Here is a 14,226-nt window from a genome sequence, read left to right on the forward strand (position 1 = left end):
CCTTCGCGCGCTGCGGTGCGACGCGGGCCGGCCCGTCCCCCGATCGGGTCGGCCCGCGCGTTCCTTCCCCGCCGTCCCGCCCGTGCTAGGCGGTGGCGGGCAGCCAGGGCGCGAGGTCGGCGAGCTCGCCGTCGCGCAGCCCGAGGGCGGACATCAGGGTCGCCTCCGGGGTCGGCTCGAACGGCTGCCGCAGCAACCGCATCCCGGCCTGCTCCGGTGTCCGGTCGGCCTTGCGCTGGTTGTCCTCCGAGCAGGCGGCGACGGTGTTGAGCCAGCTGTCCGCGCCGCCGCGGGAGCGCGGCACGAGGTGGTCGACGGTGGTCCCCCGGCGGCCGCAGTAGGCGCACAGGTGCTGGTCCCGGACGAGCACGCCGCGCCGGGACCACGGAGCGCGTTGTCGGAACGGCACCCGCACGTAGCGATTGAGCCTGATCACCCGCGGCACCGGGACGGCCACGCCGGTGCCGCGCACCATCCGCAGCGGATGCGCGTGCTCCACGACTGCCTTGTCCTGCAGGACGAGCACCACGGCGCGCTGCAGCGACACCGTCGTCAGTGGTTCGTAGCTCGCGTTGAGCACCAGTGTGTTGCGCATCGTTCCGGCCACCTCCCTGCGCGGTCGCGGCCCCGGCGGCCCGACCGAACCCGTCACTGCCGCCGCACGGCGGTGGCTCCACTGTGAACGTCGGCGGGCGCCCCAACAACGGAATTTCCGTCCGCCCGGTCCCGGGGCCGAGCGCAGCGGCGTCGTCCACCCGGCGGACCGTACGGAAACCGGCTGGCGCCGAGCGCGTACTCTCTAGAACGCTGGAGTCGTCCAGGCGCGGGGCCCACAGCCGGGCTCCGGGACCGCCGGACGCGACCGAAGGAGAAGCGTGACCGTGACGGACATCGTCGACGAGCTGCGGTGGCGGGGGCTGATCGCCCTGTCCACCGACGAGGACGCACTGCGCAAGGCGTTCGCGGACGGCCCGGTCACGTTCTATTGCGGCTTCGACCCGACGGCGCCCAGCCTGCACCTCGGCAACCTGGTACAGATCCTCACCATGCGCCGTATCCAGCTCGCCGGGAACCTGCCGCTGGGCCTGGTCGGCGGTGCCACCGGCCTGATCGGCGACCCCAAGCCGACCGCCGAGCGCGTCCTCAACGACCCCGAGACGGTGGCCGGCTGGGTGGACCGCCTGCGTGGCCAGATCTCGAAGTTCCTGGACTTCGAGGAGAGTACGCCGCCCGCATGGTCAACAACCTGGACTGGACGTCCGGGATGACGGCCATCGGCCTGTTGCGTGACGTCGGCAAGTACTTCCGGGTCAACAACATGATCGCCAAGGAGGCGGTCGCGCGGCGGCTGAACTCCGACGCCGGCATCAGCTACACCGAGTTCAGCTACCAGATCCTCCAGGGCATGGACTACCTGGAGCTGAACCGCCGCTACGGCTGCACCCTGCAGACCGGCGGCAGCGACCAGTGGGGCAACCTCACCGCCGGCACGGATCTGATCCGCAAGGCGGAGGGCCGCTCCGTGCACGCCCTCGCCACGCCGCTGATCGTCAAGGCCGACGGCACGAAGTTCGGCAAGACCGAGACCGGCACGGTCTGGCTCGACCCCGAGCTGACCACGCCGTACGCCTTCTACCAGTTCTGGCTGAATGCGGACGACCGGGACGTCTCCACCTTCCTGCGCATCTTCTCCTTCCGTTCGCGGGAGGAGATCGAGGAGCTGGAGCGCGAGACGGCCGAGCGTCCCGCCGCCAGGCTTGCCCAGCGGGCCCTGGCGGAGGAGCTCACCGGCCTGGTGCACGGCACCGAGCAGTACGAGCGCGCGGTCGCCGCGTCGAAGGCGCTTTTCGGCCAGGGCGACCTCGCCGATCTGGAGCCGGCCACGCTGGCCGCCGCGCTCGCCGAGGTGCCCAAGGCGACCGTCTCCGAACTGCAGTCGGTGGTCGACCTGCTCGTCGAGGTCGGTCTCGCCCCGAGCCGTTCCGGTGCCCGCCGCACCATCAAGGAGGGCGGCGCCTACCTGAACAACGCCAAGGTCACCGATGAGGAGGCCGTACCGGCCGCCTCGGACCTGCTGCACGGCCGCTGGCTCGTGCTGCGACGCGGCAAGCGCAACCTCGCAGCCGTCGAGCTCGTGTCGAACTGACATCAGAAGGCTGAAACCGCACCTGGGTTGACCAGCGCATATGCACGTGAGGGGCCGGATCCAGCCAGATCCGGCCCCGCCGTGTTTGACGCTCGTCCGGGAGTGCCCTAACGTTGGACGAGTCGCAGAAACCGGGAGCACCTGGTGGCGGCCCCCAAATCTCTGATGAGCGACCTGTCGCGCACCTATTCGAGAAATCGAGCGGGAAATGCGGACGGAATCGCTCTGCTAGAGTGGGGAAAGCCGAAAGGCAAAGCCGCAAGGCAATGTGATTCGAAAGCAAGTCGGGAAAGAGCACGAGCTCGGATCTGATAAGCTGGGAACACGAAAGAGCGAAACGCCCGGAGGGTCCGCTGGAAGGCGGTCCGAAGGAAGTGTCCGTTCCTTGAGAACTCAACAGCGTGCCAAAAGTCAACGCCAGATATGTTGACATCCCCGGCCCCGGATCTTCTGGGGTTGGAGATTCCTTTTGAAGTAACAAACACAGCGAGGACGCAGTGCGCGGGGTTCACCTCATTCCGGTGACCGCCGTGCCGCTCAACGCGGGTGTGAACCCGATTACGGGTAATCATTCACGGAGAGTTTGATCCTGGCTCAGGACGAACGCTGGCGGCGTGCTTAACACATGCAAGTCGAACGGTGAAGCCCTTCGGGGTGGATCAGTGGCGAACGGGTGAGTAACACGTGGGAAATCTGCCCTGCACTCTGGGACAAGCCTTGGAAACGAGGTCTAATACCGGATATGACCTGCTCCTGCATGGGGGTGGGTGGAAAGCTCCGGCGGTGCAGGATGATCCCGCGGCCTATCAGCTTGTTGGTGGGGTAATGGCCTACCAAGGCGACGACGGGTAGCCGGCCTGAGAGGGCGACCGGCCACACTGGGACTGAGACACGGCCCAGACTCCTACGGGAGGCAGCAGTGGGGAATATTGCACAATGGGCGAAAGCCTGATGCAGCGACGCCGCGTGAGGGATGACGGCCTTCGGGTTGTAAACCTCTTTCAGCAGGGAAGAAGCGCAAGTGACGGTACCTGCAGAAGAAGCACCGGCTAACTACGTGCCAGCAGCCGCGGTAATACGTAGGGTGCGAGCGTTGTCCGGAATTATTGGGCGTAAAGAGCTCGTAGGCGGCCTGTCGCGTCGGATGTGAAAGCCCGGGGCTTAACCCCGGGTCTGCATTCGATACGGGCAGGCTAGAGTGTGGTAGGGGAGATCGGAATTCCTGGTGTAGCGGTGAAATGCGCAGATATCAGGAGGAACACCGGTGGCGAAGGCGGATCTCTGGGCCATTACTGACGCTGAGGAGCGAAAGCGTGGGGAGCGAACAGGATTAGATACCCTGGTAGTCCACGCCGTAAACGTTGGGAACTAGGTGTTGGCGACATTCCACGTCGTCGGTGCCGCAGCTAACGCATTAAGTTCCCCGCCTGGGGAGTACGGCCGCAAGGCTAAAACTCAAAGGAATTGACGGGGGCCCGCACAAGCAGCGGAGCATGTGGCTTAATTCGACGCAACGCGAAGAACCTTACCAAGGCTTGACATACACCGGAAACGGCCAGAGATGGTCGCCCCCTTGTGGTCGGTGTACAGGTGGTGCATGGTTGTCGTCAGCTCGTGTCGTGAGATGTTGGGTTAAGTCCCGCAACGAGCGCAACCCTTGTTCTGTGTTGCCAGCATGCCTTTCGGGGTGATGGGGACTCACAGGAGACTGCCGGGGTCAACTCGGAGGAAGGTGGGGACGACGTCAAATCATCATGCCCCTTATGTCTTGGGCTGCACACGTGCTACAATGGCCGGTACAAAGGGCTGCGATGCCGCGAGGCGGAGCGAATCCCAAAAGCCGGTCTCAGTTCGGATTGGGGTCTGCAACTCGACCCCATGAAGTTGGAGTTGCTAGTAATCGCAGATCAGCATGCTGCGGTGAATACGTTCCCGGGCCTTGTACACACCGCCCGTCACGTCACGAAAGTCGGTAACACCCGAAGCCGGTGGCCTAACCCTTGGGAGGGAGCCGTCGAAGGTGGGACCAGCGATTGGGACGAAGTCGTAACAAGGTAGCCGTACCGGAAGGTGCGGCTGGATCACCTCCTTTCTAAGGAGCACATGGCCGGTTGCGAGCGAATGTCTCGCACGGTTGCTCATGGGTGGAACGTTGACTATTCGGCACATCGAGTATGGGTCTGTCAGTACTGCTCCTTCGGGGGCGTGGAACGCGGGGACCGCTTGGTGGGTCGGGCACGCTGTTGGGTCCTGAGGGAACGATTTTTTCGTTCGCCTCTGGGATGCCGGCCTCACTTGAGGGTTGTCTTCGGACGGTTCGCGGGTGGGTGTCTGGTCGTTGTTTGAGAACTGCACAGTGGACGCGAGCATCTGTGGCCAAGTTTTTAAGGGCGCACGGTGGATGCCTTGGCACCAGGAACCGATGAAGGACGTGGGAGGCCGCGATAGGCCCCGGGGAGCTGTCAACCGAGCTTTGATCCGGGGGTGTCCGAATGGGGAAACCCGGCAGTCGTCATGGGCTGTCACCCATACCTGAACACATAGGGTATGTGGAGGGAACGCGGGGAAGTGAAACATCTCAGTACCCGCAGGAAGAGAAAACAACCGTGATTCCGGGAGTAGTGGCGAGCGAAACCGGATGAGGCTAAACCTGATACGTGTGAGACCCGGCAGGGGTTGCGTATGAGGGGTCGTGGGAAAGTTCTTCAGTCGTCTGCCGGCGGCTGGGTGAGTCAGAAACCGTTGGTGTAGTCGAAGGACATGCGAAAGGTCCGGCGTAGAGGGTAAGACCCCCGTAGACGAAACATCAGCGGCTCACTTGAGCTTCTCCCAAGTAGCACGGAGCCCGAGAAATTCCGTGTGAATCTGGCGGGACCACCCGCTAAGCCTAAATATTCCCTGGTGACCGATAGCGGATAGTACCGTGAGGGAATGGTGAAAAGTACCGCGGGAGCGGAGTGAAATAGTACCTGAAACCGTGTGCCTACAAGCCGTGGGGGCAGTCTTCGGACTGTGACTGCGTGCCTTTTGAAGAATGAGCCTGCGAGTTTGCGGTGTGTAGCGAGGTTAACCCGTGTGGGGTAGCCGTAGCGAAAGCGAGTCCGAATAGGGCGGTACAGTTGCATGCCCAAGACCCGAAGCGGAGTGATCTAGCCATGGGCAGGTTGAAGCGCGGGTAAGACCGTGTGGAGGACCGAACCCACCAGGGTTGAAAACCTGGGGGATGACCTGTGGTTAGGGGTGAAAGGCCAATCAAACTCCGTGATAGCTGGTTCTCCCCGAAATGCATTTAGGTGCAGCGTCGTGTGTTTCTTGCCGGAGGTAGAGCACTGGATAGGCGATGGGCCTCACCGGGTTACTGACCTTAGCCAAACTCCGAATGCCGGTAAGTGAGAGCACGGCAGTGAGACTGTGGGGGATAAGCTCCATGGTCGAGAGGGAAACAGCCCAGAACACCGACTAAGGTCCCTAAGCGTGTGCTAAGTGGAAAAGGATGTGGAGTCGCAGAGACAACCAGGAGGTTGGCTTAGAAGCAGCCACCCTTGAAAGAGTGCGTAATAGCTCACTGGTCAAGTGATTCCGCGCCGACAATGTAGCGGGGCTCAAGTACACCACCGAAGTCGTGTCATTCACAGAATACGCCCAACGGCGCTGTGGATGGGTAGGGGAGCGTCGTGTGCCGGGTGAAGCAGCGGAGGAATCCAGTTGTGGACGGTTCACGAGTGAGAATGCAGGCATGAGTAGCGATACAAGAGTGGGAAACTCTTGCGCCGATTGACCAAGGGTTCCTGGGTCAAGCTGATCTGCCCAGGGTAAGTCGGGACCTAAGGCGAGGCCGACAGGCGTAGTCGATGGACAACGGGTTGATATTCCCGTACCCGCTTTGAAGCGCCAACGTCGAACCTCTTGATGCTAAGCCCGTGAAGCCGGCCTGGAGTCTTCGGACGAAGGGACGTGGTGGAGCCGGTGACCCAACAGGGTAGTAGGTGAGCGATGGGGTGACGCAGGAAGGTAGTCCAGCCCGGGCGGTGGTAGTCCCGGGGTAAGGGTGTAGGCCGAGTGATAGGCAAATCCGTCACTCATTGAGGCTGAGACCTGATGCCGAGCCGATTGTGGTGAAGTGGATGATCCTATGCTGTCGAGAAAAGCCTCTAGCGAGTTTCATGGCGGCCCGTACCCCAAACCGACTCAGGTGGTCAGGTAGAGAATACCGAGGCGTTCGGGTGAACTGTGGTTAAGGAACTCGGCAAAATGCCCCCGTAACTTCGGGAGAAGGGGGGCCAGTCCTGGTGATGACATTTACTGTCTGAGCTGGGGTTGGCCGCAGAGACCAGCGAGAAGCGACTGTTTACTAAAAACACAGGTCCGTGCGAAGCCGTAAGGCGATGTATACGGACTGACGCCTGCCCGGTGCTGGAACGTTAAGGGGACCGGTTAGTCACGATTCGTCGTGGCGAAGCTGAGAACTTAAGCGCCAGTAAACGGCGGTGGTAACTATAACCATCCTAAGGTAGCGAAATTCCTTGTCGGGTAAGTTCCGACCTGCACGAATGGCGTAACGACTTCTCGACTGTCTCAACCACAGGCCCGGTGAAATTGCATTACGAGTAAAGATGCTCGTTTCGCGCAGCAGGACGGAAAGACCCCGGGACCTTTACTATAGCTTGATATTGGTGTTCGGTTCGGCTTGTGTAGGATAGGTGGGAGGCTTTGAAGCCGTGACGCCAGTCATGGTGGAGCCATCGTTGAAATACCACTCTGGTCGTGCTGGATGTCTAACCTGGGTCCGTGATCCGGATCAGGGACAGTGTCTGGTGGGTAGTTTAACTGGGGCGGTTGCCTCCTAAAGAGTAACGGAGGCGCCCAAAGGTTCCCTCAGCCTGGTTGGCAATCAGGTGTTGAGTGTAAGTGCACAAGGGAGCTTGACTGTGAGACTGACGGGTCGAGCAGGTACGAAAGTAGGGACTAGTGATCCGGCGGTGGCTTGTGGAAGCGCCGTCGCTCAACGGATAAAAGGTACCCCGGGGATAACAGGCTGATCTTCCCCAAGAGTCCATATCGACGGGATGGTTTGGCACCTCGATGTCGGCTCGTCGCATCCTGGGGCTGGAGTAGGTCCCAAGGGTTGGGCTGTTCGCCCATTAAAGCGGTACGCGAGCTGGGTTTAGAACGTCGTGAGACAGTTCGGTCCCTATCCGCTGTGCGCGTAGGAGTGTTGAGAAGGGCTGTCCCTAGTACGAGAGGACCGGGACGGACGAACCTCTGGTGTGCCAGTTGTCCTGCCAAGGGCATGGCTGGTTGGCTACGTTCGGGAGGGATAACCGCTGAAAGCATCTAAGCGGGAAGCCTGCTTCGAGATGAGCACTCCCATCTCCTTGAGAGGGTAAGGCTCCCAGTAGACGACTGGGTTGATAGGCCGGATATGGAAGCCCAGTAATGGGTGGAGTTGACCGGTACTAATAGGCCGAGGGCTTGTCCTCAGACGCTCGCGTTCACTGTGTGGTTCCCGGGTAGCGAACAGCTATCGCCGGCGAATCCAAGAAACACTTATCAACTGAAAAGTGTGTTTCGCTGAATACCCGATAGGGTTTCGGTGGTCATAGCACGAGGGAAACGCCCGGTCACATTCCGAACCCGGAAGCTAAGCCTCGTAGCGCCGATGGTACTGCAGGGGGACCCTGTGGGAGAGTAGGACGCCGCCGAACAATTATTCAAAGGCCGCGGCCCCAGCGATTCGCTGGGGCCGCGGCCTTTTTGTTTTTTCGCAGCATGTGCAGGATGCAGGCCGGGACGGTTCCGCCCAGACGCAGGGTCGAACCGGATGCCGGACAATGGAGAGAGGTGCGCGGCCAGGTGGCCGGCACCGGATGTGATGGCGCTGGTGCCCCTTGACGGCAGCCGGCGGCAGACGTCGAAGCAGCAGACAGGAGTCACCAGGATGTCGAACCCGCCCCAGGACCGTCCGGACCGCCGATCGGACGAGGGCCGCGGTTACGAGCCCCGGTCGCGCGGCAGTTGGTCGACCGACCGCGGCCCGCGCAGGGATGACCGCGGCGACGACCGCCCCCGCGGCGGGGACCGTCCGTCGTACGGCGACCGTCCGTCCGGTGGTGGCTACCGTGGTGGCGGCGACCGTCCGTCCTACGGTGACCGGCCGCGCACGGGTGACCGTCCGTCGTACGGTGACCGTGACCGTCGTGACGACCGCCCGCGTGGCGGCGACCGTCCGTCCGGTGGTGGCTACCGTGGTGGCGGCGACCGTCCGTCCTACGGTGACCGGCCGCGCACGGGTGACCGTCCGTCGTACGGCGACCGTCCGTCCGGTGGCGGCTACCGTGGTGGCGGCGACCGCCCCTCCTACGGCGACCGTCCCCGTTCCGGTGACCGTCCGTCCTACGGTGACCGCCCGCGCACGGGTGACCGTCCGTCGTACGGCGACCGTGACCGTCGTGACGACCGCCCGCGTGGCGGTGACCGTCCGTCCTACGGTGACCGGCCGCGCACGGGTGACCGTCCGTCGTACGGCGACCGTCCGTCCGGTGGTGGCTACCGTGGTGGCGGCGACCGCCCCTCGTACGGTGATCGTGACCGTCGTGACGACCGCCCGCGTGGCGGTGACCGCCCCTCCTACGGTGACCGCCCGCGTACCGGTGACCGTCCGTCGTACGGTGATCGTGACCGTCGTGACGACCGCCCGCGTGGCGGTGACCGTCCGTCCTACGGTGACCGGCCGCGCACGGGTGACCGTCCGTCGTACGGCGACCGTCCGTCCGGTGGTGGCTACCGTGGTGGCGGCGACCGCCCCTCCTACGGCGACCGCCCCCGCACGGGTGACCGCCCCTCCTACGGCGACCGCCCGCGTACCGGTGACCGTCCGTCGTACGGTGACCGTGACCGTCGTGACGACCGCCCGCGTGGCGGTGACCGTCCGTCCTACGGTGACCGGCCGCGCACGGGTGACCGTCCGTCCTACGGTGACCGGCCGCGCACGGGTGACCGTCCGTCCGGTGGTGGCTACCGTGGTGGCGGCGACCGCCCCTCGTACGGTGACCGCCCCCGCACGGGTGACCGTCCGTCCTACGGTGACCGTCCCCGTTCCGGTGACCGTCCGTCGTACGGTGACCGTGGCCGTCGTGACGACCGCCCGCGTGGCGACTTCAACCGTGGCGGCGACCGCCCCTCCTACGGCGACCGCCCCCGCACGGGTGACCGTCCGTCCTACGGTGACCGTCCCTCGTACGGCGACCGCCCCTCCTTCGGTGACCGTGACCGGCGCGACGACCGCCCGCGTGGGGGTGGCGGCGGTGGATTCCGTCGTGACGACCGGGGCGACCGCGGTGACCGCGGCGGGCGTCCGTCCTACGGTGACCGGGGCGACCGCGGTGGGCGCTACGAGGGCCGCCGGGACGACCGGCGCGACGACCGTCGGGACTATGACGACCGCCGTGGCAGCCACGAGCCGGTGCAGCGTCTGCCGATCCCGGAGGAGGTCACCGGCTTCGAGATCGACGCCGATGTGCGCCAGGACCTCAAGAGCCTGCCCAAGACGCTCGCCGACGACGTGGCCCGCAACCTGGTGATGGTGGCGCGGCTGCTCGACACCGAGCCGGAGGAGGCCTACAAGTACTCCCGGGTCGCCCTGCGGCTGGCGTCGCGTGTGGCGAGTGTGCGTGAGGCGGCCGGTTTCGCCTCGTACATGACGCAGCGTTACTCGGAGGCGCTGACCGAGTTCCGCGCTGCTCGCCGGATGACCGGCCGGGCCGACCTGTGGCCCGTCATGGCGGACTGCGAGCGCGGTCTGGGCCGTCCCGAGCGGGCGATCGCGATGGCCGGCGAGCCCGAGGTCAAGCAGCTGGACAAGGCCGGCCAGGTCGAGATGCGGCTGGTCGCGGCCGGTGCGCGCGCCGACCTCGAGCAGTTCGACGCGGCCGTCGTCACCCTGCAGAGCCCCGAGCTCGCGTCGAGTGCCGTCCACCCGTGGACGGCGCGCCTGCGGTACGCCTACGCCGACGCCCTGATCGCCGCGGGTCGTGGCGAGGAGGCCCGCGACTGGTTCGCGAAGGCCGCCGAGGCGGACACCGACGGTGCCACCAACGCCTCGGAGCGGCTGGCCGAGATCGACGGCCTGGAGTTCGTGGACGCCATGGACGAGGACGAGACGGACGGCGAGGAGTCCGAGGGCGCCGAGGCCGGGTTCGACGACGTCGAGGACATCGAGGACGACGAGGACGAGGACGACGAGGAGGCCGTGGCGCAGGAGCCGCAGGCTCCCGCGCGCCGGATCGCCCCGGACGAGGTCGGCGACGACCGCGTGATCTACGAGGACGACGAGGACGTCGAGGAGTTCTACGACGAGGACGACCTCGAGATCGACGAGGAGTACGAGGAGAACGGCGACCGGAAGCGCGACGAGCGCGGCTGACGCCCCTCCGAACGGCCGAAGGCCCGGGCCCGTGGAATCCGATTCCACGGGCCCGGGCCTTCGGCCGTTCCCGGTCCGGGTCGGGTTCAGCCCAGCAGGAGCGAGCGCAGCACCAGGCCGGTGGCGGGCTTGGGGCCGAAGGACGTCGACTTGCGGGGCATCGTGACGCCCTGCTCGGCGAGCCGGCGGACGACCTTCTCCTTGACCGGGTGGAGCAGGACGGCGGTGCCGCCGCTGCGGGCGGCCTCCTGCTCGGCGGCCCGGGCGGTGTGCAGGTAGCCGATGTGGTCGGGGGCGTCCGGGATGCGCCAGGTGTGCTCGAACAGCGTCTCGTGCAGCACGGTCGCGTCGAGCCGGCGCCACTCCTCGGGCCGGTCGGTCCGGACGGTCCGGGCGATCAGCGACTCGTCGGGGTCGGTGACCAGCCGGTAGGTGCCGTCGCCGGCGGTGAGCAGGAAGGCGGTGCCGCCGTGCCGCTTCGCCTCCGCGAGGGTCTGCATCGCGGTGTCGAGCGGTCCGGGCACCTCCTTGACCTGCCAGTGCGGGTCGAGGGCGGCGAGTGCGTCGGCGATCGGCAGCCGGTAGAGCACCCGGTGGATGGCCCGCACCCGCAGCGGGTAGCGGGCGGTGTCGACGAGCAGCACCATGCCGCGGTCCCAGGGGCTGCGCGGCAGGTGCCGGTGCTCGCGCTGGAGCCGCAGGTACATCTCCCACCGGTGGTGGCCGTCGGCGATCAGTGCCCGGCAGGTGGCCAGGTCGCGGGTGACCTCGGCGAGCTCGGCGGGGTGGGTGACGGCCCAGAGCCGGTGGTCGGTGCCGTCGCTGGTGGTGGTCGCGAGGAGCGGCGCGCCGGCCGCCGCGCGTTCGACGACGCCCGCGGCGCCCCCGTTGCCGCGGTAGGTGAGCAGCAGCGGTTCGAGGTTGGCCCGGGTGGTGCGCATCAGGCCGACCCGGTCGGCGACCGGCCGGGGCATCACGTCCTCGTGCGGCAGGACCACGCCGGCCTCGCGGCCGCTGACGGCCAGGGCGCCGATCAGTCCGCGCTGCACGCTGCCGCCGCCGGACTCGTGGGTGCGCTGCTCGTAGACGTACAGCGCGGGCACCGGGTCGGGGGCGAGGACTCCCTGTGCCTGCCACTGGGCGAGGAGCCGGGCGGCGTGCCGGTAGCGGGTGTCACGGTCGGGCCGGTCGCCGCTGTCCTCCGGTTCGGGGCGGGGCAGGGTGAGGCGGACGACGTTGTACGGGTCGGCGGTCTCCAGGTCCAGCCGGCGGCCGGGGTCGACGACGTCGTACGGCGGGGACGTGACGGCGGCGAGGGTACCGACCCGGTCGGGGACGTACCGCAGACCGCGGAAGGGGGACAGGGACAGGCCTGCGGTCGCGACGTGCCCGGGATCGCCGGGGCCGCCCGCCGGAGCCTCGGCTCCGCTGTCTGCACTGGGTGCACTCATTCTGGGCATGTTAATCGCGTGGCGGGTGTTGGGAGATCGAACACAGACGCGGCGTTCGGTGCCGTCACCGGATCGGGCTGTGGCGGGAACGAGGTGGGCGATGGGCAGCGGACAGGAACGGCTGGACGGGACCGGGGGTGCGGGGGCGCCCGACGGCGAGGTGTACGACTGGTTCCGGCGCGGGGTGCAACTGCTGGACGAGCGGCACCCGGCCGCTGCGGTGCAGTTGCTGGCGCGGGCGGCGGAGGCCGAACCGCTGTCCCGGTCGATCCGGGAGGCGCTGGCGCGGGCGCAGTTCGACGCGGGCTCCTACGCGGCCGCGCTGGAGAACTTCAGGGCCGTGGCGCTGGCCGATCCGTCGGACGACTACGCTCAGTTCGGATGGGGCGTGGCGGCGGCCCGGCTCGGCGACTTCGAGTCGTCGGCCGAGCACCTGGCGCTGGCGGTCGCGATGCGGCCGGACAACGCGCACTACCGGGCGGCGCTGCGGCAGACCCGGGCGACGCGGGCCGCGCGTGCGGGCGCCTTCGGGCCGCTCCAGCCGGGTGCGCCGGGCTACCTGGCTCCGCCGGAGGATCCGGCCGGCCGGCCCTGACGACGTGCCGGCCGTGACCGCGGGCGGCCAGGACGAGGAGGAACAGCACGCGATGACGGACACCCCGACCGGCCGCGACCGCACCGTACCCGGGGCTGCGCGCGCCCGCTGACCGAGGAGTACGACACCGCGCTGCTGGACCTGGACGGCGTGGTGTACGCCGGTCCGGACGCTGTGGAGCACGCGGTGGAGTCGCTGGAGGCGGCCCGTTCGGCCGGGATGCGGCTCGCCTACGTCACCAACAACGCCTCGCGGCCGCCGCGGGCGGTGGCGGCGCACCTGACCGAGCTGGGTGTGCCGGCCGAGGCGTCGGATGTGATCAACTCGGCGCAGGCGGCCGCCCGGCTGCTCGCCGAGAAGGTCCCGGCCGGGTCGAAGGTCCTGGTCGTGGGCGGTGCGGGCCTGGAGGAGGCGCTGGCCGAGCGGGGCCTGGTCGCCGTGCGGTCGATGGCGGAGCACCCGGTCGCCGTGGTGCAGGGCTTCGATCCGTCGGTGGGCTGGCAGCACCTGGCGGAGGCCTCGTACGCGGTGGCGGCGGGGCTGCCGTGGGTGGCCTCCAACACCGATCTGACGGTGCCGACCGGCCGGGGCATCGCGCCGGGCAACGGTTCGCTGGTGGCGGCGGTGCGGACGGCCACCGGTGCCGAGCCGGAGGTCGCGGGCAAGCCGCTGCCGCCGATGCACCGTGAGACGGTGATCCGGACGGGGGCGAAGCGGCCGCTGGTGGTCGGCGACCGCCTGGACACCGACATCGAGGGCGCCTACAACGGGGGCGTCGACAGCCTGCTGGTGTTCACCGGGGTCACCACCCCGGCCCAGCTGCTGTCCGCGCCTGCGCACCACCGTCCGACCTATCTCGCGGCGGACCTGCGCGGACTGCTCACCGGGCAGCCGGAGGTGTCGGCGGCCGGGGACGGCTTCGGGTGCGGCGGCTGGACGGCCCGGGCGGCCGACGGCGTGCTGCAACTGTCCGGGACGGGGGATCGCTACGACGGGCTGCGGGCGCTCTGCGCGGCTGCCTGGACGGCGCTCGACGCGGCGGACGGCGGGCGGCCCGTGGACGGCCGGAAGGCGCTCGCCGAGCTCGGGTTCTGACCGGCCGGCCCCGGGCATCCGCCCGGGGCCGCTCCGTCAGAGCAGGGTGCGCAGTCGCAGCAGGTCGCGGATCCCGGCCTCCAGGCGGACCCGTCCGGCCGCCCAGGCAGAGGCGAAGTTGAGGTGCCCGCCGACCAGGGCGACGAGGTCGTCGCCGGTCATGGTGAGCCGGATGTCGGCCTTCTCGGCGGGCGGGCCGGGGCGCTCCACGACGTCGGCGATCCGGCCGTCCCGCAGGCGGCCGGTGAACGTGAGGCCGAGGTCGGTGAGGTGGCAGCTGAGCGAGCGGTCGAGGGCCGCGGCCTTCCGGACGTCGCCGTCCGACCGGGCCATGTTGCGGCTGAGCTGCTCCAGCGCCTCGCGGCACTCGTCCGTGCTGGCCATCGCGGTGGTGCTCCCGTCGGTCCTTCGGCGCCGGTCGGCCGGACGCCCACGCTAACGCAGTGGGTCGCCCGGCCGGGCCGGGCGGCCCGGAGGATCCGTGGGCAGGGTCGGCCGGGAGGGTCGGTCGACCGGG

Annotated in this window: 7 protein-coding genes, 3 rRNA genes and 1 pseudogene; 7 read left to right on the forward strand and 4 right to left on the reverse strand. The window is 67.4% G+C overall.

What is annotated here, in order from left to right:
• Nucleotides 1–85 precede the first annotated feature (85 nt).
• On the reverse strand, nucleotides 86–595 hold the full coding sequence (locus tag ABEB13_RS29220; protein ID WP_100888022.1) for an HNH endonuclease: 510 nt from the start codon (nucleotides 593–595) through the stop codon (nucleotides 86–88).
• 286 nt (nucleotides 596–881) lie between these two features.
• Here ABEB13_RS29220 and tyrS point away from each other — a divergent pair.
• From tyrS to rrf, 4 genes and pseudogenes are all read left to right on the forward strand, one after another.
• Nucleotides 882–2,146, forward strand: a pseudogene (tyrS, locus tag ABEB13_RS29225) (tyrosine--tRNA ligase).
• Nucleotides 2,147–2,717: 571 nt separating this feature from the next.
• A 16S ribosomal RNA gene (locus tag ABEB13_RS29230) occupies nucleotides 2,718–4,238 on the forward strand.
• A gap of 282 nt (nucleotides 4,239–4,520) precedes the next feature.
• Nucleotides 4,521–7,626, forward strand: a 23S ribosomal RNA gene (locus ABEB13_RS29235).
• Between the two features lie 109 nt (nucleotides 7,627–7,735).
• Nucleotides 7,736–7,851, forward strand: a 5S ribosomal RNA gene (gene rrf, locus ABEB13_RS29240).
• The 16S, 23S and 5S rRNA genes sit together here, the layout of an rRNA operon.
• 2 nt (nucleotides 7,852–7,853) lie before the next feature.
• On the opposite strand, the gene ABEB13_RS29245 is transcribed toward rrf, so the two are convergent.
• Nucleotides 7,854–9,602, reverse strand: a complete 1,749-nt coding sequence (locus tag ABEB13_RS29245) for a hypothetical protein (protein WP_345707832.1) — start codon at nucleotides 9,600–9,602, stop codon at nucleotides 7,854–7,856.
• Between the two features lie 60 nt (nucleotides 9,603–9,662).
• On the opposite strand from ABEB13_RS29245, the gene ABEB13_RS29250 reads away from it, so the two are divergent.
• Complete coding sequence (locus ABEB13_RS29250) at nucleotides 9,663–10,568, forward strand: tetratricopeptide repeat protein (RefSeq protein ID WP_345709863.1); 906 nt, start codon at nucleotides 9,663–9,665, stop codon at nucleotides 10,566–10,568.
• 86 nt (nucleotides 10,569–10,654) lie between these two features.
• Here ABEB13_RS29250 and ABEB13_RS29255 read toward each other — a convergent pair whose 3' ends face one another.
• Nucleotides 10,655–12,019 carry a DUF1015 family protein gene (locus ABEB13_RS29255; protein ID WP_345707833.1) on the reverse strand — a complete coding sequence of 455 codons (1,365 nt, stop codon included), beginning with the start codon at nucleotides 12,017–12,019 and terminating at the stop codon, nucleotides 10,655–10,657.
• A 100-nt stretch (nucleotides 12,020–12,119) separates the two neighbouring features.
• On the opposite strand from ABEB13_RS29255, the gene ABEB13_RS29260 reads away from it, so the two are divergent.
• Complete coding sequence (locus tag ABEB13_RS29260; protein ID WP_345707834.1) at nucleotides 12,120–12,614, forward strand: tetratricopeptide repeat protein; 495 nt, start codon at nucleotides 12,120–12,122, stop codon at nucleotides 12,612–12,614.
• A gap of 108 nt (nucleotides 12,615–12,722) precedes the next feature.
• Entirely contained in the window at nucleotides 12,723–13,709 is a 987-nt protein-coding gene (locus ABEB13_RS29265) for an HAD-IIA family hydrolase (RefSeq protein WP_345709864.1), read from the forward strand.
• A 36-nt stretch (nucleotides 13,710–13,745) separates the two neighbouring features.
• Here the strand turns inward: ABEB13_RS29265 and ABEB13_RS29270 are convergent, their stop codons facing one another.
• Nucleotides 13,746–14,093, reverse strand: coding sequence for an alkyl sulfatase C-terminal domain-containing protein (locus ABEB13_RS29270; protein WP_345707835.1), 348 nt, complete (start codon nucleotides 14,091–14,093; stop codon nucleotides 13,746–13,748).
• Nucleotides 14,094–14,226: the final 133 nt, after the last annotated feature.

It is taken from the genome of Kitasatospora paranensis (assembly GCF_039544005.1).
Classification (GTDB): Bacteria; Actinomycetota; Actinomycetes; order Streptomycetales; family Streptomycetaceae; genus Kitasatospora; species Kitasatospora paranensis.

Bases quoted from the DNA above. Each gene is read 5' to 3' on its own strand.
- ABEB13_RS29255 (WP_345707833.1), bottom strand. From the start codon at position 12,019: ATGAGTGCACCCAGTGCAGACAGCGGAGCCGAGGCTCCGGCGGGCGGC.
- ABEB13_RS29260 (WP_345707834.1), top strand. From the start codon at position 12,120: ATGGGCAGCGGACAGGAACGGCTGGACGGGACCGGGGGTGCGGGGGCG.
- ABEB13_RS29220 (WP_100888022.1), bottom strand. From the start codon at position 595: ATGCGCAACACACTGGTGCTCAACGCGAGCTACGAACCACTGACGACG.
- ABEB13_RS29270 (WP_345707835.1), bottom strand. From the start codon at position 14,093: ATGGCCAGCACGGACGAGTGCCGCGAGGCGCTGGAGCAGCTCAGCCGC.